We start from the raw sequence: 19,431 nt of genomic DNA, 5'->3' as shown, positions 1-19,431 counted from the left end.
GATGGAAATAGTATTATCAGCCGTTGGTGTTATTACTTTAATTCTCTTGGTTCTAGGAGTTGGGGTTTGGGTATTTTCTGGTCTGGCAATCGTTGCTTTGTTGTCTCTTATTTTAATTGGAGATGTCAGCTTAGATCGTGCCGGAGCCATACTAAGCCGTATCCTTTTTAGATCAGCAAACTCTTGGGAATTATCCGCCATCCCGCTCTTTATTCTGATGGGGGAACTTATCTTCCGATCAGATATTTCAGATCGACTGTTCAGAGGACTAGAACCTTGGACGAAAAAGATCCCTGGCAGCATACTCCACACGAATGTGTTCGGCTGCGCTCTTTTTGCAGCGGTAAGTGGCTCAAGTGCGGCAACCACAGCAACGGTAGGAAAAATCACCACGACTGAACTTAAAAAACGTGGTTATGATAGAAGTTTATCCGTCGGCTCCTTGGCTGGAGCAGGCAGCCTAGGGCTATTAATCCCGCCATCGCTTGTGATGATCGTATACGGCATTCAGTCAGAAGTCTCAATCAGTAAACTTTTTATGGCTGGCGTATTGCCTGGAGTTTTAATTGCCGCACTTTATTCTGGATACATCATATGTCGAGCAATATTAAACCCTTCATTATGTCCACCAGAACAATCCCATACCGCCAGTAAACTGGAAAGCTTGGTTCTGCTTTTACCCGTAATTTCACTGATCGTTATCGTAATGGGAGCAATTTATACAGGTATTGCCACACCATCAGAAGCCGCCGCTGTCGGCGTATTTGCAACCGTCATTATTTTAATAAAAGAACGTCAGCTATCATTTAAAATGATACAAGAAGCAATGATTGCCACCTTGTTGAGCTCAACCATGGTATGCAGCATATTAGTTTCTGCTGCGCTTTTATCTACCGCAATGGGCTTCCTTCACCTGCCTTCCGAACTAGCTGGCTACATCGCAAGCTTGGATCTTACGCCTGCTTTTTTACTTTTAGCGCTGGCAATTTTTTACATAATACTTGGCTTATTTCTAGACGGTATTTCCATCACGGTAATGAGTTTGCCCATAACCTTACCCATCGTGATTCAAGCTGGCTTTGATCCCATTTGGTTTGGCGTCTTTCTTGTCATACTCATAGAACTTGGGCAAATCACACCACCAGTTGGTTTTAACCTCTTTGTCCTACAAGGTCTTACCGGAGAAAAAATAGGCCAAGTCGCAAAAGCCGCTTTCCCATTCTTTCTTCTGATGTGCTTAGCTGCATTTATACTTTGCCTAGTTCCTGAAATCGCTTTATGGCTGCCTAATGCACTTTCAAATTAGGTCTTATCCATGTCTAATAAAGCACCAAGAAAAAAGCAAAGTGATAAACAATTATGCAAGCAGTCATTTTTGACATGGATGGATTACTGATTGATTCCGAACCCTTCTGGAAGCAAGCGGAATACGATGTGTTTTCATCGGTTGGTGTTGAAGTTACGGCCGAGTTAGCGACACTAACTGCGGCAATGACGACGAGAGAAGTCACTGAGTTCTGGTTTGCAAAACAGCCTTGGCAAAATGCCTCTCTTGAGGAAGTCGAGAATCGTGTTGTTGAGCGAGTCAAATATCTGATCGAGACTCAAGGGCAAGCCATGCATGGCGTTCATGATTTACTCGACTCGCTACAACAAGCCAAAGTGAAAATCGGCCTTGCTACCAACTCACCAAAAAACATTATTCCTAGCGTGTTACAACGCCTTAATATTGCCGACTATTTTATGGCTTACAGCTCAGCGGATGAAGTAAGCCAAGGTAAACCCGCTCCTGATGTTTACCAGCTAACACTGGAAAAACTTGGTATTGAAGCTCATCAATGCATTGCTTTTGAGGATTCACTCGGCGGTATAAAAGCGGCATTAGCTGCTGGCATTAAAGCGATTGCCATACCGCACCCTGACGAATTTAATCATGATAAATTTGATCTAGCACCACACAAACTCAAGAATTTATCTGAGTTCAACCACCAGCTTGGCAAAAGGCTTTTGGCTAGCGCCTAAAGCTAAAAAAAATAAAACCAAAAGCTTAAATTAAAAATCTAGCTTCAAAGCCTCATTAAGCTTTTGATATGACAAAAGGCAGCGCGACCTAGCGCGTCTATGTTGTAACCGCCTTCTAACACCGACACAATTTTCCCACCGCAATGACGATCTGCCACGTCCATTAAAAGGTCGGTAATCCACGTAAAGTCAGACTCGCTTAACCTTAGTTGCCCCATTGGATCTTCTTTGTGAGCGTCAAAGCCTGCTGAAATCATAATCAGCTGAGGCTTGAATGTGTCCAGCGCTGGCAGCAACTGTTCGGTAATAATGGTTTGAAAGGCTTCGCTGCCAGATCCTGCTTCCAGCGGCATGTGTAGAATATTATCGTGAGAAGCACCTGGATCGCTGTAGGGATAAAACGGATGTTGGTAACTGGAGGCATAAAGCACTTTCGGATCAGCTTTAAAAATGTCTTCCGTACCGTTACCGTGATGAACATCAAAATCTACGATCGCCACACGCTCTAAACCATATTGTTCAATGGCATAACGTGTTCCGACGGCGATGTTATTAAACAAGCAAAAGCCCATGGCTTTGTCGTATTCCGCATGATGACCCGGTGGACGAATCGCGCAAAATGCATTGTCCATTTCCCCTGTCATCACTAAGTCTACCGCTTTAATCACCGAACCTGCTGCATACAAAGCAGCGTCTAGCGTGTGCGGCATCATCAAGGTTTCTGGCTCTAGTTCCACATGGCCTTCTTCTGGCGCGCGCGCAAAAATAGAATCCACGTACGCTTCATCATGAGCCAGAAGCAATTGCTCTCGCGTTGCTGGATCGGATTCCAATCGACGTAGAAAATCCATCAACTGCCCCATGATCAAACGATTTTGAATCGCACCAAGGCGCAACGGAGACTCAGGATGATCTTCTCCCATATCATGCTTGTCGCAATAAGTGTGTGTGATGTAAGCCGTTGTCATCTTTATTCCAGTGTTTTTTATTTTTAAAAACTGTAGAAGTCCTTTCAGGCTGTCATGAGCAAAGTAAAGACAAGGCAAAAACGGACGAGAAAGCAGAGTTTATGGGTTATAAATGAGCATTTCGAGTCCGTTTTTAACACAGTATTTACAAGCGCAGTAAGCATGAAACGATCTTCTTATATCAAGCCACGAATGAAAAAGACAGTCTACCCTACCATGGTCTACAATTCGTATTATAGAGGACTGTGATACAGTCCCAAGACAGAGCTACAGTCACAAAGCATAAAGTGAGTTTCAGGAGAAAATTAAGTGAGCCAACACGCATTACAATCTCTACTCGCCCCAAAGTCTATGGTGGTGCTCACTGGCGATGATGCGCACGACCCTCTCATGCTGGCGCTGTTAACGTCCTTATCTCATACAAAAAAGTCCTGTCCAGTTAGTCTTGTTGGTGTTCAGCCTGCGACAGAGTTCTCCTTCCCGCTTTTTTCAACGCTCGGCGAATTAACCACAAGCCCTGATCTTGCCGTGTTAGTTGGCTCTTATTCTTCCAAAGAAAGCCAACCTTCCATGGAAGACATTATTGCCGCCTGTGGCGCTGCGGGCATTGGCTCATTACTAATGTTGTCTTGGACAGGCGACAGCCAAGAATCACTGGCTGAAGCGCTGCGCAAACACAATGTTCGATTACTTGGCCCGAACAGTTTTGGTATTTGTCGACCTAAACAAGGCGTCTTTGCTTGGCTTGGTTTAACTCAGCCTTTACCGGGACGCTTAGCATTAATGTCGCAATCTGGCACGGTCGCCAGTGCGCTTGTAGATTGGGCGACTTGGCAAGGCATCGGCTTTTCTCAAGTAGTTTCTATGGGGTCACCTGTCGATGTGATGCCATCGCAAGTATTGGATTACTTATCCAATGATTTCGACAGTCAGGCCATTTTGATGTATCTGCAAAAAATAGGTCGTCCGACACGCTTCCTTAGCAGCTTACGCGCTACAGGGCGAAGCAAACCCGTTGCCGTTGTCACCGAACATTCCGTCGGTGCCGATGAGCGAGTACTCGACGCCGCACTCAGCCGAACTGGTGCAGTACGTGGACGACGCTTGAATGATTTAATCGCGGCAGCCTCGGTAATGACAAATGCCCGTCGGGTAAAAGATGGCTCGTTGTTAATTATAGGTAACGGCGCAGGGCCGGGCGAACTCGCGGCACAACGCGCTATGGAATTAGGCATTGACCTACTCACGCCAGAAGGCGAGTTACACAATAGATTGGAATCCACCATGGCGGGTCGCGGTGGCATTGGCCCGGTGACAACGGTTTGGGCAAGTTGCGCCACAGATCTCTTTATTGATCTTGCCGCTAATGCTTTGCAGAGTGATGATTGTGGTGCGGTGTTACTAACGCTAAGCCCAACTGCGCTAATAGACATAGATTCCCTTTACGATCTCATCGTCAAGTTGCATCGAACACAGAAAAAGCTCGTTATGGTATGTTTGCTTGGTGGTGGCAACATGACTAACATGCGTACGCGTATTAACGAAGCTGGCATTCCAACCTTCCGTACCCCAGAGACGGCTATTGAAGGATTTCAGTTCTTGGTGCAATTCCAGCGTAACCAATTACTCGCCAAACAATCACCAGACAGTCATGCGTTTCGTTTTAAAATTGATGTTTCAGAAGCAACAAAAACGCTTAATCGCCTTTTTAAACAAGAACGCAGACAAGAGCTCAAACAGGTTGAAAAAACGCCTCATACGGATTCGTTACGAGATATTTTTGAGCTGTTTCATATTCGCTTAATTACTCGCCGTCAGGCCTCAAATCAGTTATCTGCACCGATCCATCTTAGAGTATTTCAGGATAAAGTATTTGGCCCAGCCATTGGTTTGTCGTTGGAAGGTGCTCAGCAACATAAACAAGCTGAAGCCGTTGCTTTGCCACCTCTCAATACCATTTTGGCGAAAGATTTAATTCAACGCGCCTTTCCCGGTGAAGAGTCATTTGAGCTAGAAAGTTTACTGCGCAACTTATCCTCTATGGTTTGCGAATTACCTGAAATTGAAAGCCTAGAAATGGCCGATGTGAGGCTTCATGACAGTGGTAGTGTTTACGCTGACGTCACGGCCAACCTTCGTCTTTGCAAAAATTGGCGTCGTTATGAACATCTCGCCATTCATCCTTACCCAAGACAATGGGTATCGGAGCGAGTATTGAAAAATGACGAGATCGCCACCGTTAGACCTGTTTTACCGAGAGATTCAGGCATTTTGGCGGATTTTGTTCGCAGCATGTCTCATGAGACTCGCTATTTTCGTTTTATTTCCAATATCGAAGAACTGACACCGCGCATGCTCGCCAGCATGTCCCACATCGACTACGACCGAGAAATGGCCTTACTCGCGGTGATTCAGCGGGATGACCAAGATTTATTGATCGGCACCGCACGATACATAGATAACTTCGACGATCAAAGTTGTGAATTTGCCGTGGTACTTGGCGATGAATTCCAAGGTTTAGGCTTAGCGTCTTATCTAATGCGACGACTTATGCAAGTCGCCGCAGACAAAGGCATTCGTGTGATGAAAGGTATTGTATTGGCCGAAAACAAACGCATGATCGAATTCTGCCGACATTTAGGCTTTTCCATTCAACGCGATCCAGATGATTTCGGTCAAATGGTCGCCAGTATTAAACTGACACCGAGCTTGCTGGAAAAGTGTCGGGATGCTTCCTAACTAGTTCAATACCTCAATCTCAACTTCTATAACACCAGAGCGAGTATTACCGATGCGCTGAAAAGCGGCTTTGCTAAGGTCAATAATGCGGCCACTTACGAACGGCCCACGGTCATTAACTCGCACCACAACACTCTTGCCATTGGCGACGTTGGTGACTTTTACTTTTGAGCCAAAAGGCAATCGTTTATGAGCGGCAGTCATGGCTTTTTGATCAAACAATTCTCCGCTGGCCGTTTTGCGTCCTTGATACTTCATGGCGTAATAACTGGCTCCGCCGCTTTCTTCGAACCCTACTGAATCGGAACGACTGATTGGACCACTTGCGCATGCGGTTAGAGCAAGAGACAAGATTGCCACACATAAGGTGCTAATTTTTCGCATTGTTTTTTCTTTTCCTTTAAGTCGCTTTGATTTTCAGATGCTATGCTCTTAGTCTCATAGTAACAGATACGTCCGCCTAGCAAACTCAACCTAACGAAACATCAGTCAGCTTCTTGTCAGTTTTTTGGTGTATCTTCCTATTCTTTGCCTTAATGCTCATAGCAATTCCCAACATGACAATGCACTAACATAAGTTGCGAGTATGGTTAACATCACCAGAGGCGCCAATAATACCAGCTTATTTAAGGTATGCTTGGCGCCATTAAACCCACTGCTTTTTTTTCGACAGATAGACATGACTTCTCGCTTTTTATCACTTTGCAAAACCCCTTCTCGTTGGCCAACAACCTGGCGATTAACCGTCTTATTAGCCGTATCTTTTGTTTTAGTGGTTTGTTTTGAATACGCTAATTTGCCAGCGGCGCTTCTGCTTGGTCCTATGATTACAGCAATTATTTTAGCCACCAGTGGCGCAGGTATGACACTGCCAAAGCCAATGTTTTTAATGGCTCAAGGTATTTTGGGCATGATGATAGCCAACAGTCTTCCGCTGACGGTCTTTGCGAAAATCTCCATGGAATGGCCGTTGTTTCTAATTGGCACTGTCTCGACGATTGTCGCGTCTAGCTTTTTGGGCTGGTTGCTTAGTCGTAGCGGATTATTGCCCGGCACTACTGCCATTTGGGGTTCTTCTCCTGGCGCGGCATCCGCAATGACTATTATGTCTGAGTCTTACGGAGCGGACATGCGGCTGGTCGCCTTTATGCAGTATTTACGTGTGGCTTGCTGTGCTATCGCGGCAACGATTGTTGCGGCGGTATTTCACGTCGATGGTGTTTCTGCTGAACCGATTGATTGGCTTGGCGTGTCGTCATGGTCTGGTTTTGCTATTACGCTAGCAGTCATCTTGGTAGCGAGCATTGTTGGTATAAAACTTCGTCTACCAAGCGGGCCTTTGCTGCTTTCTCTTGCAGTAGGGTTGGTGATCAAGTTCTCCGGTATTTTACCAATTATTCTGCCCCATTGGTGCTTGGCGATTAGCTTTGCAATGCTGGGTTGGGGGATTGGCTTTCGCTTCACTCGACAAGTGTTGCAGCACGCTTGGCATGTCTTTCCGCATGTATTAGCCGCGATTCTAGCCTTAATTGCGATTAATGCCTGCTTGGCCATGCTTTTGATTACTTTTGCCGATATCGACCCGCTCACGGCCTTCCTTGCCACCAGCCCTGGCGGTGCTGACTCTGTTGCCATAATCGCCGCGTCAACCAATGCTGATGTGTCTTTTGTGATGGCCATGCAGGTTGCTCGCTTTCTATTGGTACTGATTGCTGGGCCGATGCTTGCTCGTTGGCTCTCAACGAATAAGACCGCCTAAAAGCTTTCTATATCAAAGAATATCTAAATAAAAACCATATAAACGAAAAAACCACCCGAAGATGGTTTTTTATCAGGATTTAGCTCTGACGTCTAACTGGCTTGCTGGTCAAGATTTTCTGGGCCAAACGAGAAGGGTAATAGCTCGTTCATTGTGAGGGATTTTCTCACGCCTTCTGCGCCACAAATATGAATCATGGTATCCACAGAAGAAAACTCACGAATCTTCTGACGGCAACCACCACAAGGTGTTACCAATTCCTCACCTTTCCCAATAACGTAAATATCTTTAATCAACGTATCGCCACCAAGCACCATGGAAGCGATAGCGCCCGCTTCAGCACACGTTCCTTCTGGATAAGCCGCGTTTTCCACGTTACAACCAGAATAAATCTTGCCACCAGCCGTTAAAATCGCCGCGCCCACATGGAAGCGAGAATAAGGCACATAGGCTTTATTCATCGCGTCTTTAGCTAGTTCAAAAAGCTCAGAGCTCTGTTTCACATCAGACATGGTTTAAATCCAACATATTAAGCTCGCTCTTTCACGTAAGGGCGACCGATAGCTTTTGGCCCAACAGCTTTGCCGATGAAACCTGCTAATAACAAGACGGTTAATACATACGGCAATACTTCGATTGCTTGTACTGGTACTTCGCCAATACCTGGAATCACAACGCCCTGCATACGAACCGCAACAGCGTCTAAGAAACCAAACAACAAACAAGCAAGCAATACTGGAACTGGACGCCATTTACCAAAGATAAGCGCAGCCAATGCCATGTAGCCTTTACCCGCGCTCATATCTTTCAAGAAACCTGCGTTATGAGCAGTAGACAAATACGCGCCAGCAAGGCCACATAAAATGCCACAAATAATCAAAGCGCGGTAACGAATGAAAGACACTGAAATGCCAGCAGTATCAACCGCATGAGGGTTCTCACCCACCGCACGAAGGCGCAAGCCAAAGCGAGTTTTATAAATAACCCAATAGGTCACTGGTACCATAATAAAGGCCAAGTAAACCAAAATATTGTGGCCGCTAAGCAAGTTCGAATAAATTTGTCCGATTATAGGCACACTTTCCATTGCATCGGCAAATGGGAAAGTAATGTCTAAAAAGCGCGCATCACCAACCAATGCCGGTGTTTGTCCGCCCATACCAAACCAGTGCATAGACAAAGTAACCGTCAAACCAGCCACAATAGTATTAATCGCCACACCAGAAACGATGTGATCGCCGCGGTGAGTAATACAAGCGAAGCCGTGAATCATAGCTAAGCTAACAGAGGCCAATATGCCAAAGCACAAACCTATCCAAGCCGAACCAAAAACAGCTGCTGCTGCTGCCGCTGCAAAGGCACTGCCTAAAATCTTACCTTCTAAACCGATATCAACAATACCCGCACGTTCAGAATACAAGCCAGCTAACGCAGCAAAGATAAGCGGAGTAGATACGCGCATTGTCGCGTCTAACATGAGTATTAATGTTTCAAACATAGTTTTCCCCTACGCGACCGCTCTGCGAATAAAAAAGCCTTCGATACGATCCTTGAACATATGCTCAAGCGCACCAGAGAATAGAATCACTAAACCTTGAATAACAACGACAATTTCAGGCGTAATAGTTGGAATTTCAAATGCTAATTCGGCACCACCTTGATACAAGGCACCAAATAAAATAGCTGCTAGAATAATACCAATCGGATGATTACGTCCCATCAAGGCCACTGCGATACCGGCAAAACCGTAACCCGCCGTAAAGTTGAGCAACAAGTTATGATTCACACCCATGATTTCATTAAGGCCAACAAAACCTGCCAAGCCTCCAGAAATCAACATTGCCCAAATGGTCACTTTCGCAGTATCAATACCAGCGTAACGAGCCGCCGTAGGATTGGTTCCTAGCGTCCGTAGCTGATAACCCCAACGTGTATGCCAAATTAATCCCCAAACAAACACACAGCACAACAAAGCCCAAATGAAAGCAAGGTTCAATGGTGAGTCACCAATTTCGATACCTATTGGAGAAAGCAATTCATGTAGATAAGGCAACCAAGCGCTTTCTTCAAACGTTCGGCTGTTTGGTGCCATACGGCCATCTTCTTTTAACCAGTTTACGATCAAGTAAACCATCAACGAAGAGGCAATAAAGTTAAACATGATGGTAGTGATAACAATGTGGCTACCGCGACGAGCTTGTAAATAAGCTGGAATGTATGCCCATGCTGCACCAAAAACTGCTGCACCAATTACGGCCAAAGGCGCAATCACATATAATGGCATGGTGTGATCCAGTGACAAACAGATCAAACCAACACCTAGACCACCAATATAAGCTTGCCCTTCACCACCGATATTGAACAAACCACCTTTAAAGGCTACAGACACAGCTAAGCCAGTAAAAATAAGGTTTGTTGCGTAGTAAAGCGTGTAACCAATACCTTCGTCGTAACCAAAAGCGCCATAAATAAGATATCCAGCAGCTTCAATTGGGTTTTCACCAATGGCAAGAATCACCAATCCAGAAACCAAGAAAGCCAACATAATATTTAGCACAGGAATAAGGGCAATATTTACCCAAGTAGGGACTTTCGCCTGACTCATGCGGACACCTCTGCTTGCTCTTCGCCTTCTTGCTCTTCGTTATAGGCATTAGCCATCATCAGACCAAGGGTTCGTTCATCGGCATCTTTTGCATCTAGCTCACCGACTACCGCACCATCAAACATCACAATGATGCGATCACTTAGTGCCATAATTTCATCCAATTCAACGGACACAAGTAAAATGGCTTTACCTGAGTCTCTTAATTTAACGATTTGTTCGTGAATATTTTCAATTGCACCAATATCAACGCCACGAGTTGGCTGGCCAATCAATAATACTTCAGGGTTTTGCTCAACTTCACGGGCAATAACTATTTTTTGCTGGTTACCACCGGAAAAATTCGCCGTTTTCAAATGAGGATTCGGTGGACGCACATCCCAAGCTGCCATGCGCTCATTGCATTCATCGAGCATTACCTTGCGATTCATTAGAATTTTGCCGTTATAAACAGGCGAATTATGATAGCCCAAGACAGCCGCTTCATACGCTTCAAAGCCCGTTACCAAACCCATTTTATGGCGATCTTCAGGCACATGAGCCATCTTCAAATCACGCATTTGTGCCGCATCTTTTGGCGCTTTCGCAGTGATAACTTGACCAGCAAAGTGAATCTCGCCCTCGTCCATAGGTGTGATACCAGATAGGACATTCAATAATTCACTCTGCCCATTGCCAGATACGCCAGCAATACCCAGAATTTCACCAGCACGCAGCTCTAAACTTACATTCTTTAAGCGTTTAACGCCTTGGCTGTCAAACTGCGACAAGTTTTGCGCAGACAACAGCACTTCACTTGGCTGAGCTTCATCTTTATCGACTGTTAAACGAACTTTTTTGCCCACCATCAATTCGGCAAGATCTTCCTTACTGGTGTGAGCTGTTTCTCGATGAGCAACCATTTCACCTTGGCGCATCACCGACACATTGTCGGTGGAAGCCATTATTTCACGTAATTTGTGGGTGATTAACAATACGGTAACGCCCTGATCTTTTAGGGCTTTTAGAATGCGAAACAGGTGATCTGCTTCTTGTGGTGTCAATACGCCTGTGGGCTCATCCAATATAAGGATGCGTGCGCCACGATATAGCGCTTTTAAGATCTCAACTCGTTGCTGTAAACCAACCGGAAGTTCCTCTACGATTGCATCTACATCAATATCCAAACTGTATTCGTGAGCCAAGCGTTGCAATTCTATGCGAGCTGCACCGATACCATTTTTTAGTACCGCTCCGCCTTCAGCGCCTAAAATAACGTTTTCAAGAACACTAAAATTTTCTACCAGCATAAAATGCTGATGCACCATACCTATGCCAGCATTAATAGCATCCTGAGAGCTACGAATATCAACGCGCTTACCATCAACTTCAATATGACCCGTATCGGCTTCATAAAAGCCATAAATGATACTCATCAAAGTGGATTTGCCCGCGCCGTTTTCACCGATAATACCGTGAATCGTGCCAGCCGGAACTTGTAAGCAAATGTCTTTATTGGCCTGAACCGCACCAAAACGTTTACTGATGTCTCGCAATTCAATTGCGTATGGCATTGTTTTATTCGTCATATCTAAAAGTAATTCATCTGCTTAAAATGGAACACACTAGAACAAAAAAAACAGTTACCTACTCTATGTAAGTAACTGTTTTTTGATGCAACTTAGTAGTTACAAGTGTTATCTGACATGTAATCGTGAACTTTAATTTCACCACTGATGATTTTGGCGCGAATGTCTTTCATTTTCGCTTTCATATCTGCAGTAATTAGGCTGGCATTGTTGTCATCTAGCGCCCAATCAACACCACCATCAGACAAACCTAAAACAACCAAACCAGGTTTCCAAGTGCCTGCTGCGGCATCTTTGTACGTTTTGTAAGCCGCTTGGTCTACACGTTTAACCATAGAGGTTAGCATTGTGCCTGGCTGAACATGGTTTTGGTTTGAATCTACACCAATCGCCAATTTACCTTCGTCTTTTGCAGCTTGGTATACACCGATACCTGTACCACCTGCAGCCGCAAACACAACATCTGAACCTTTAGAGAATTGGCTCTTTGCCAATTCAGAACCTTTTGTTGGATCATTAAACGCCGCACCAGTAGAGCCTGTCATATTTTGCAAAACAGTGGCATTAGAGGACTGGTATTTAACGCCTTGCTCATAACCACAAGCAAACTTACGAATCAGAGGAATATCCATGCCCCCGACAAAGCTTACAGTATTGGTTTTAGATGCCATCGCCGCCAAAGCACCAACAAGGAAGGAGCCTTCGTACTCTTTGAAAACAACAGACTGAACGTTTGGAAGATCGATGACACCATCAATAATAGTGAAGTTGATTTCAGGGAAATCTTTAGCGACTTTCTCAACCGCAGAAGTCATGTTAAAACCAACGGTAACGATAGGAGAATAACCACGTTTAGCAAGGCGGCGTAGACCTTGCTCTACCTGAGCTTCGTTCTTAGGTTCAAATTCTCGAACCTGAATGCCCGTCTCAGCCGTGTATTCTTTCACGCCATTGTAAACGCCTTCGTTAAAAGACTTATCAAATTTACCTGCTTGGTCATACACAACCGCTGGTTCTGTCGCAGCGTGAGCCATGGTTGATGAGATAGCAAGCGCTGTAACGGACGCAAGAAAGACAGCTTTCATTCCAATTCCTCTTATATATGTAATTTAGTCTAGGCAACTATAAACCCTGCCTAACTGGTCAAAAATAAACCGATTAGCAGAATACCGCAATGTAATCTGCACATTTTAAGCAACATTTTTACGTATTTACAAAAAGCCCACTCAAAAATAATCTTTTTCTGAGCATCTACTTAGTCAACAGACTAGGTAGCAATTCTTGTGCCTAACCTAAACAATTGGTCAAGATTGGCAGTTGATGCAAAAAACTGTACTACGCTGAGCTTGCCGGATTTCTTTAAGTGGCGCACTACATATGATACAAGCTTTATTAGCCCGACCATAAACAGCCAACTCCTGCTTAAAATAACCAGGCTTGCCATCACCGCCAACAAAGTCTTTTAATGTCGTTCCGCCCTGTTTAATGGCAGCTGCTAGCACCACTTTAATGCACTCAACCAAACGGGCCAAACGCACCTTACTTATCTTACCGGCCAAACGATCAGGACGAATGCCCGCTTTAAATAGCGCTTCATTGGCATAAATATTACCAACACCCACAACTACCTTGCTGTCCATAATAAAGGTCTTAATTGGAACCTTGCGACCTTTCGCTCGCGCGTAAAGCATATCAGCATTAAAAAGATCAGACAGCGGTTCTGGGCCTAAGTGCTTTATTAGCTCATGCTCGTTCCAATCTTCAGTTGTCCACAAGATAGCACCAAAGCGACGAGGGTCAGTGTATCTTAGCCACACATCATCATCGGTAAAGCAAAAATCTACATGATCATGAAATAACGGTGGCGTGTCAGCTGGCACAAAATATAAGCTGCCAGACATACCAAGATGAACAATCAAGGTGCCTTTTGACGTATGAATGCCGATGTATTTACCACGACGAGAAAGATGAGTAATTTCTTCACCTATCATTTCTGAGCTTAGCTCAGGCGTGATTAACCAGCGCAGCTTTGGCTGGCGAATATCGACCCTAACGAGAGAGCGCCCAACTAATTTGGGTTCGATGCCACGTAAGGTGGTTTCTACTTCTGGTAACTCAGGCATAGTTAACCTCAATGATGACTAGACACACAGACAATACTGAGTAAACAAATAAAGTGCAGCTACTAATTGCCACAGAAAAAATATTGACCAAATGAACAAGGTGTTGTTACTAGATACAAAAAAACCGACTCAATGAGTCGGTTCCTTTTGACAAGAAGCAAAAATTATTTAATTTTCGCTTCTTTGTACATAACGTGCTTACGTACAACTGGATCAAACTTTTTCATTTCAAGTTTGTCCGGAGTATTTCGCTTGTTCTTGTCAGTTGTGTAAAAGTGACCAGTACCAGCAGAAGATACCATGCGAATTAGATCGCGAGCGCCTTTAGAAGCCATGATTCAGATCCTTATACTTTTTCGCCGTTAGCGCGCATTTCAACAAGAACTGTTTCAATGCCCTTTTTATCGATAATACGCATACCTTTAGAAGATACACGTAAACGGATGTAACGGTTTTCACCTTCGACCCAAAAACGGTGCCAATGAAGGTTAGGAAGAAAACGACGTTTAGTACGGCGTTTTGAGTGAGAAACGTTGTTACCTGTAACAGGACGCTTCCCAGTAACTTGACATACGCGAGACATAATTAAATACCTTTTGCTATCCAGAAAGATTATTGGAAGTGTTTCACTTCCTCAGGCGGAGCATGATTCCTTATGAATCAAAAAAATCCCATACCGAGGATATAGCGGCGCGCATTTTCCCATAAGCCAACCAATTGAGCAATTCTTTTGTTAAAAAATGATCAATTGACTCTGTCGAACAAAAAGCATCAAAGAAAAACATAATGGCGCTCCTTATCGAATCCAACGTCTACCTCTGCAGAGCCCAACTATGTTCTTCTAATACTATGTTTTTCTAAAAAGACAACGTAGCTAACACCTCCCCCACTAAACCAAGGACACTAACGAGTTTTAGCTTTCTGTCGTTGATCTAAAGATTAAGCCTTAAATTAGAATAAATTTCTTCTATTAGTAACTTAGGAACACCCCACTCTTGGGCTAAGGTCGGCCACCTAGAGACACATTCGATCGTTTCATCGACGATACTGTCAATTTTGCTCTTGCCAAATAAGGGGCTGAGTTTCTCTAGACTATAAAAATCCGCTCGCGTAAAACCATCTCTCTTTCCATTTAAACTCATCCAATGACTATTAACCCACTTACTTCCAGGCTTGTAGCTATAGGCCAAATCATAGGCAGGGGCTAAAGACCAACCCTCATTTTTCAGAATGAAAGCAAAGTTTTTGGCATGATCATCATGATTCCGAGCAATAATATTAAATACCATACGCTTTAATATCTGCAGGGCATCAGTTGCAGGCAGCTTTAATTGCCGAGCCACACTGAATATTTCTGCATAGGAGAATGAGCCTGGTTTATTGTAGTCAACATGGGCCAACCCATTGAGCGTCTGGACATGGACTTTGGTATTACTTACGCGATCAAAACGCTGCGTTATAAAGTGCCGCCTGCCACCTTCTTCAAGCAACCTACAGGGCATCATTTTAATACCACAACTTTTGGCCATCAAATAATAAACAAATTCCATAGCTCCGTAACCTAAGGGATCCCCAAATGTCTCTTGGTTTTGATTGTGTTCATTTACACCATCAAATTTCATTAGGTAATGAGTAAAACCTTCAGGAACGGTCGTTTGCCCAGAGCGAACTTGAGTAAAGTCTTTATTAAATGCCAGTACAGCCTTAGGTCTTGCTCCGCCAGCACTCATACCAACAGAGAGTAACGACAGCATTGCTTCTCTTTCTTCTCGTCCATCCTTATTAAGCTCTACCTCAAATACACCACGAGAATCTAAAATTTCTTGCGCGATTGAAACAAGAGATTGAATTTCAACTTGTTGCGATGCATTTAGGCTACGAAGTTTTGTAGCGGGTGAATACTCCAGAGCTCCCATACCTCTTTTCCCAGTGTATTGAAGCCGTTGTAGAGGAGAAATGTCATTAGGAGACTTACCTTGACTTGCCACCCAAGCATTAAGAACTGAGTTACCAAAGTTATCGGGGAGAGAATCTGCTATTAAGCCTGGCAAGCCTTTAAAGGTATTAAAATCAAGTTCAGGAAAACTAAAAATCCGTCTGGATAACGGCATTTTAAGAGGAGAAAGCTCTATCCCTTTTTTTATAAAACTTGCTGTATATTCAAAAGCTCCTATGCCTTTTTCGACATCAAAGCTTACAGCCCCAACATCATGACCTTGATAAGAGACCTTAATAACTTCCATTACCATTCTAATATCCCTTTATTATTTTCTCGATGCACTCCTGACGCTCGCTGCCGTTTTTTGCCCTCTAGCTTAGCCAGCTGCAATGGTGATATTTCTTGTTTTGGCAGGAATAAATTCAATTGATCCGTTAAATTCAGTGCAATCATAATTGCCACAAACACTTCTAATTGCACTTTCCCTTTTTCGGCATTTAAAACCGTTTTCCGGGCAACGCCAGCAAGTGCCGCGACCTCAGACTGAGTCAGGTTAAGATTCAACCTAGCCTGCTTTAAACGTTCACCAAGCTCCTCAGAAAGAGCGGCCGCAGATTTTTCGATAGCCATACAAGGTTCCAATATAGTGACATTGTAAGATTAAAATAACTTTTATGTCCTAAATTTAGAACTTTCCGAACAGATCATCAAGAAAAACAATACTAAGTCCTAAAACAGTTACTTTGACACCTAAAAATCTATATAAAGTAACCAAATAGGAACTTTAAACGAAATTGTAAAATTAAATAACATACAAACTACTTCTCATTTTTCTATCATCAGACTTAAAAGCAGTGCCTACACCAATCCCCTCTCCGCTAACGACACAGGCGAGCCATCACCGACGACAAAGTGATCGAGCAATCGCACATCAACGAGGTCTAGCGCACGTTTAATTTTATCGGTAATACTGATATCAGCCTGACTGGGTTCTGCGATACCGCTTGGATGGTTATGAGCCAGAATGACCGCGGCGGCGTTATATTGCAGCGCGGCTTTAACAACTTCACGCGGATATACTGCCGCGGCATCTATGGTTCCCATGAAGAGTTCTTGATAGCGGATCAATCTGTGTTGGGTGTCTAAGAAAAGCACCGCGAAGACTTCTCGTGGAGAATGACGCAACTGGGAAGAAAGATAGGTTCGAACATGTTCTGCACTAGCGAACACTGTTTCGCGCATCAGCTGTTCTTGTAAATGACGCTTGGACATCTCAAGTACAGCTTGTAGCTGGGTATATTTAGCATCACCAAGGCCAAAGCCTTGGCAAAACTCTTCTCGACTGGCCGACATTAACGAACGCAACCCACCAAACTGAGTAAGTAGTTGTCGAGCAAGTTCTACCGCACTGATACCTTGCGTTCCAGTACGAAGAAAAATAGCCAAAAGCTCAGAGTCACTTAACGCGCCTGCGCCTTGCTGGATTAACTTCTCGCGCGGCCTTTCTTGCTCAGGCCAATGTTTAATACTCATGATCTACTCCTTGATACATGATAATCTTGCTCTTATTTAGACAAACAAATATAGCGGCGGCGTATACATAACCGCAAAAGGCTTCCTGCCTTATTTGTTAACCTTATCTATCACAGATCGAATTGAGAAGTTTTTTATGTCAAATCTCGTTCAAAAACGCATTTTATTAGGTATTACTGGCGGCATCGCAGCTTATAAAAGCATCGAGTTAATTCGTTTACTAACTAAGGCTGGCGCTGAGGTGCAAGTCGTTTTAACAGAAGGCGCAAAGGCTTTTGTCACGGAAATGACCCTACAAGCGATTTCTGGCCATCCAGTACGCAGTACCTTATTAGACCCAAATGCCGAAGCTGGAATGGGACATATAGAACTGGCGAAATGGGCGGACTTAATTGTAATAGCACCCGCTTCTGCTGACTTCATGGCTCGTTATGCTCAAGGCATGGCAAACGACTTATTAAGCACCCTATGTTTAGCCACCGAATCCCCTGTTTTGCTTGCTCCTGCGATGAACCAAGCCATGTGGCGTCATTCTGCAACACAAGCCAATGCAAAACTACTGGCCGAACGAGGCGTATTAAACATCGGACCTGCTGATGGTGCTCAAGCTTGCGGTGACATTGGGCCTGGGCGCATGAGCGAGCCGAGTGATATTTTCACTGCAGTTATCACGCATTTCCAAGGTTCATCGATCAAACAAGATTTGGCGGGACAACATTGGGTGATTACTGCAGGCCCAACGATGGAAGCCATCGATCCTGTTCGTTACATCAGTAATCACAGCTCAGGAAAAATGGGGTATGCTCTGGCATCTGCTGCGATTGCTCGTGGCGCAAGGGTCACATTAATAAGTGGCCCAGTGCAAATAGCAACGCCTGCTGGTGCAAACATCATTGCTGTAAAAAGTGCCGATGACATGCTGGCGGCTTGTGAGCGAAGCATGAACACACAAGCCGATGTGTTCATTGGTGCCGCTGCGGTTGCAGACTTTAAAATGAAAGCCGCTAGCGACCAGAAGATGAAAAAGCAATCCGATACCGATGAAATCACCCTGACATTAGTAAAAAATCCAGACATCATCGCGACACTTGCTCAACAAAAACGCGCAAAAACCATGGTTGGCTTTGCGGCTGAAACACAGAATGTGATCGAATACGCGAAAAGCAAACTGGAACGAAAAGGTCTGGATATTATCATCGCCAATGACGTTTCTCGTGCCGACATTGGCTTCAATCAAGATGAAAACCAAGTCACTGTTATTACTCAAGACAAAACTTGGTCTCCAGATAAAGCTGCAAAAAGCGAGCTAGCAAATCAACTCGTTGAATTTATTCAACAACATATTAAGTCCTCGTCTTAACACCCATCATGAATTAAGAAAAAAAGAGAAGATAACCATGAAACAAGCTATTCAATTAAAAATCCTTAGCGACAAAATCGGCAAAGAGATTCCGCTGCCAACCTACGCAACTGAGGGTTCTGCTGGTTTAGATTTGCGCGCTTGCCTTGATCAAGCGATTGATCTTGCTCCGGGTGAAACGACACTACTACCAACTGGTTTGTCTATTTATATCCAAGACCCAAATCTGGCTGCGACAATTTTGCCACGCTCTGGATTAGGTCATAAACATGGTATCGTTTTGGGTAACTTGGTTGGTTTAATCGACTCGGATTACCAAGGCGAGCTAATGGTTTCCTGTTGGAATCGTGGTAATACGACATTCACTATCGAACCAGGTGAGCGTGTTGCGCAATTAGTTCTACTACCTGTCGTTCAAGCTGAATTTAATATTGTTACTGAATTTGAAAGTACTGAGCGTGGCGAAGGCGGCTTTGGCCACACAGGCACAAAATAAGCAAAAAACACACGAAAAGAGTGAGATTAATTCACCCTTTTCGTGTTCGTCACCACATTCATTCACTCATCTTTCTTCACACAAACGAAATTAACTTTCATAAGTCCAAACTTCGTAAGTTTCATACAAATTTCTATAGTTAATCCTTCAAGATCACGCTATTATTTCAAACCTAAGTGGTTGCTTACACTCGTTGTCAGCCTTGGCTGTCACCGTTTTGCCATACTTAGTGAGTATATTTTGTCGTTGATAGAACAATACACCTATCGAGTTTGTATATTTTTTTGTGCGACCCATTTTTGTTTACAGGAGTACGTAA

The 19,431-nt window shown here is 44.1% G+C and carries 19 protein-coding genes; 6 read left to right on the top strand and 13 right to left on the bottom strand.

The annotated features are described in order from the left end of the window. The first annotated feature begins 1 nt into the window (after position 1). Together TY87_RS07245 and hxpB are read left to right on the top strand one after the other, a co-directional pair. On the top strand, positions 2–1,306 hold the full coding sequence (locus TY87_RS07245) for a TRAP transporter large permease (protein ID WP_100186553.1): 1,305 nt from the start codon (positions 2–4) through the stop codon (positions 1,304–1,306). 53 nt (positions 1,307–1,359) lie between these two features. After that, positions 1,360–2,022, top strand: a complete 663-nt coding sequence (gene hxpB / locus TY87_RS07240; protein ID WP_100186552.1) for a hexitol phosphatase HxpB — start codon at positions 1,360–1,362, stop codon at positions 2,020–2,022. A 44-nt stretch (positions 2,023–2,066) separates the two neighbouring features. Here hxpB and TY87_RS07235 read toward each other — a convergent pair whose 3' ends face one another. Beyond that, positions 2,067–2,990, bottom strand: coding sequence for a histone deacetylase family protein (locus tag TY87_RS07235; RefSeq protein ID WP_100186551.1), 924 nt, complete (start codon positions 2,988–2,990; stop codon positions 2,067–2,069). A gap of 309 nt (positions 2,991–3,299) precedes the next feature. On the opposite strand from TY87_RS07235, the gene TY87_RS07230 reads away from it, so the two are divergent. Next, positions 3,300–5,729, top strand: a complete 2,430-nt coding sequence (locus tag TY87_RS07230; protein ID WP_100186550.1) for a bifunctional acetate--CoA ligase family protein/GNAT family N-acetyltransferase — start codon at positions 3,300–3,302, stop codon at positions 5,727–5,729. Here the strand turns inward: TY87_RS07230 and TY87_RS07225 are convergent, their stop codons facing one another. After that, entirely contained in the window at positions 5,730–6,113 is a 384-nt protein-coding gene (locus TY87_RS07225) for a septal ring lytic transglycosylase RlpA family protein (protein ID WP_100186549.1), read from the bottom strand. 295 nt (positions 6,114–6,408) lie between these two features. On the opposite strand from TY87_RS07225, the gene TY87_RS07220 reads away from it, so the two are divergent. After that, positions 6,409–7,488: an AbrB family transcriptional regulator gene (locus TY87_RS07220; protein WP_100186650.1), complete on the top strand. Its 1,080-nt coding sequence runs from the start codon at positions 6,409–6,411 to the stop codon at positions 7,486–7,488. Between the two features lie 92 nt (positions 7,489–7,580). On the opposite strand, the gene cdd is transcribed toward TY87_RS07220, so the two are convergent. The 11 genes from cdd to radC form a co-directional block, all read right to left on the bottom strand. Continuing rightward, positions 7,581–8,000 (bottom strand): cytidine deaminase, encoded by a 420-nt coding sequence (cdd, locus tag TY87_RS07215; RefSeq protein ID WP_100186548.1) that lies wholly within the window; start codon positions 7,998–8,000, stop codon positions 7,581–7,583. A gap of 17 nt (positions 8,001–8,017) precedes the next feature. Next, entirely contained in the window at positions 8,018–8,986 is a 969-nt protein-coding gene (locus TY87_RS07210) for an ABC transporter permease (RefSeq protein WP_100186547.1), read from the bottom strand. A gap of 9 nt (positions 8,987–8,995) precedes the next feature. After that, on the bottom strand, positions 8,996–10,093 hold the full coding sequence (locus TY87_RS07205) for an ABC transporter permease (protein WP_100186546.1): 1,098 nt from the start codon (positions 10,091–10,093) through the stop codon (positions 8,996–8,998). Then, entirely contained in the window at positions 10,090–11,661 is a 1,572-nt protein-coding gene (locus tag TY87_RS07200) for an ABC transporter ATP-binding protein (RefSeq protein WP_100186545.1), read from the bottom strand. The genes TY87_RS07205 and TY87_RS07200 overlap by 4 nt, the downstream gene beginning before the upstream one ends. A 92-nt stretch (positions 11,662–11,753) precedes the next feature. Beyond that, positions 11,754–12,746, bottom strand: coding sequence for a BMP family lipoprotein (locus tag TY87_RS07195; protein ID WP_072838853.1), 993 nt, complete (start codon positions 12,744–12,746; stop codon positions 11,754–11,756). A 219-nt stretch (positions 12,747–12,965) separates the two neighbouring features. After that, positions 12,966–13,784: a bifunctional DNA-formamidopyrimidine glycosylase/DNA-(apurinic or apyrimidinic site) lyase gene (gene mutM, locus TY87_RS07190; protein ID WP_100186544.1), complete on the bottom strand. Its 819-nt coding sequence runs from the start codon at positions 13,782–13,784 to the stop codon at positions 12,966–12,968. 164 nt (positions 13,785–13,948) lie between these two features. Further along, positions 13,949–14,119 carry a 50S ribosomal protein L33 gene (rpmG, locus tag TY87_RS07185; protein WP_011978459.1) on the bottom strand — a complete coding sequence of 57 codons (171 nt, stop codon included), beginning with the start codon at positions 14,117–14,119 and terminating at the stop codon, positions 13,949–13,951. Between the two features lie 11 nt (positions 14,120–14,130). Further along, entirely contained in the window at positions 14,131–14,367 is a 237-nt protein-coding gene (rpmB, locus tag TY87_RS07180; RefSeq protein WP_072838851.1) for a 50S ribosomal protein L28, read from the bottom strand. Between the two features lie 349 nt (positions 14,368–14,716). Continuing rightward, positions 14,717–16,033: a type II toxin-antitoxin system HipA family toxin gene (locus TY87_RS07175; RefSeq protein ID WP_100186543.1), complete on the bottom strand. Its 1,317-nt coding sequence runs from the start codon at positions 16,031–16,033 to the stop codon at positions 14,717–14,719. Then, positions 16,027–16,353: a helix-turn-helix transcriptional regulator gene (locus TY87_RS07170; protein ID WP_100186542.1), complete on the bottom strand. Its 327-nt coding sequence runs from the start codon at positions 16,351–16,353 to the stop codon at positions 16,027–16,029. The genes TY87_RS07175 and TY87_RS07170 overlap by 7 nt, the downstream gene beginning before the upstream one ends. Before the next feature lie 228 nt (positions 16,354–16,581). After that, positions 16,582–17,256 carry a RadC family protein gene (gene radC / locus TY87_RS07165; RefSeq protein WP_072838848.1) on the bottom strand — a complete coding sequence of 225 codons (675 nt, stop codon included), beginning with the start codon at positions 17,254–17,256 and terminating at the stop codon, positions 16,582–16,584. Positions 17,257–17,392: 136 nt separating this feature from the next. On the opposite strand from radC, the gene coaBC reads away from it, so the two are divergent. Together coaBC and dut are read left to right on the top strand one after the other, a co-directional pair. Further along, the gene (gene coaBC, locus TY87_RS07160; protein ID WP_100186541.1) at positions 17,393–18,616 is read left to right on the top strand and encodes a bifunctional phosphopantothenoylcysteine decarboxylase/phosphopantothenate--cysteine ligase CoaBC; all 1,224 of its coding nucleotides are present in this window, start codon (positions 17,393–17,395) and stop codon (positions 18,614–18,616) included. 37 nt (positions 18,617–18,653) lie between these two features. Then, positions 18,654–19,112 carry a dUTP diphosphatase gene (dut, locus tag TY87_RS07155; protein WP_011978451.1) on the top strand — a complete coding sequence of 153 codons (459 nt, stop codon included), beginning with the start codon at positions 18,654–18,656 and terminating at the stop codon, positions 19,110–19,112. Positions 19,113–19,431 lie beyond the last annotated feature (319 nt).

Origin of the sequence: Marinomonas sp. BSi20584 (assembly GCF_002792415.1) — a bacterium.
In the GTDB taxonomy this organism is placed as follows: domain Bacteria; phylum Pseudomonadota; class Gammaproteobacteria; order Pseudomonadales; family Marinomonadaceae; genus Marinomonas; species Marinomonas polaris.
The sequence above is the reverse complement of the archived record's forward strand: the minus strand, read 5'-3'. Positions and strand labels throughout refer to the sequence as shown.

Bases quoted from the DNA above. Each gene is read 5' to 3' on its own strand.
- TY87_RS07245 (WP_100186553.1), top strand. From the start codon at position 2: ATGGAAATAGTATTATCAGCCGTTGGTGTTATTACTTTAATTCTCTTG.
- hxpB (WP_100186552.1), top strand. From the start codon at position 1,360: ATGCAAGCAGTCATTTTTGACATGGATGGATTACTGATTGATTCCGAA.
- TY87_RS07235 (WP_100186551.1), bottom strand. From the start codon at position 2,990: ATGACAACGGCTTACATCACACACACTTATTGCGACAAGCATGATATG.
- TY87_RS07225 (WP_100186549.1), bottom strand. From the start codon at position 6,113: ATGCGAAAAATTAGCACCTTATGTGTGGCAATCTTGTCTCTTGCTCTA.
- TY87_RS07220 (WP_100186650.1), top strand. From the start codon at position 6,409: ATGACTTCTCGCTTTTTATCACTTTGCAAAACCCCTTCTCGTTGGCCA.
- cdd (WP_100186548.1), bottom strand. From the start codon at position 8,000: ATGTCTGATGTGAAACAGAGCTCTGAGCTTTTTGAACTAGCTAAAGAC.
- TY87_RS07210 (WP_100186547.1), bottom strand. From the start codon at position 8,986: ATGTTTGAAACATTAATACTCATGTTAGACGCGACAATGCGCGTATCT.
- TY87_RS07205 (WP_100186546.1), bottom strand. From the start codon at position 10,093: ATGAGTCAGGCGAAAGTCCCTACTTGGGTAAATATTGCCCTTATTCCT.
- TY87_RS07200 (WP_100186545.1), bottom strand. From the start codon at position 11,661: ATGACGAATAAAACAATGCCATACGCAATTGAATTGCGAGACATCAGT.
- TY87_RS07195 (WP_072838853.1), bottom strand. From the start codon at position 12,746: ATGAAAGCTGTCTTTCTTGCGTCCGTTACAGCGCTTGCTATCTCATCA.
- mutM (WP_100186544.1), bottom strand. From the start codon at position 13,784: ATGCCTGAGTTACCAGAAGTAGAAACCACCTTACGTGGCATCGAACCC.
- rpmG (WP_011978459.1), bottom strand. From the start codon at position 14,119: ATGGCTTCTAAAGGCGCTCGCGATCTAATTCGCATGGTATCTTCTGCT.
- rpmB (WP_072838851.1), bottom strand. From the start codon at position 14,367: ATGTCTCGCGTATGTCAAGTTACTGGGAAGCGTCCTGTTACAGGTAAC.
- TY87_RS07175 (WP_100186543.1), bottom strand. From the start codon at position 16,033: ATGGTAATGGAAGTTATTAAGGTCTCTTATCAAGGTCATGATGTTGGG.
- TY87_RS07170 (WP_100186542.1), bottom strand. From the start codon at position 16,353: ATGGCTATCGAAAAATCTGCGGCCGCTCTTTCTGAGGAGCTTGGTGAA.
- radC (WP_072838848.1), bottom strand. From the start codon at position 17,256: ATGAGTATTAAACATTGGCCTGAGCAAGAAAGGCCGCGCGAGAAGTTA.
- coaBC (WP_100186541.1), top strand. From the start codon at position 17,393: ATGTCAAATCTCGTTCAAAAACGCATTTTATTAGGTATTACTGGCGGC.
- dut (WP_011978451.1), top strand. From the start codon at position 18,654: ATGAAACAAGCTATTCAATTAAAAATCCTTAGCGACAAAATCGGCAAA.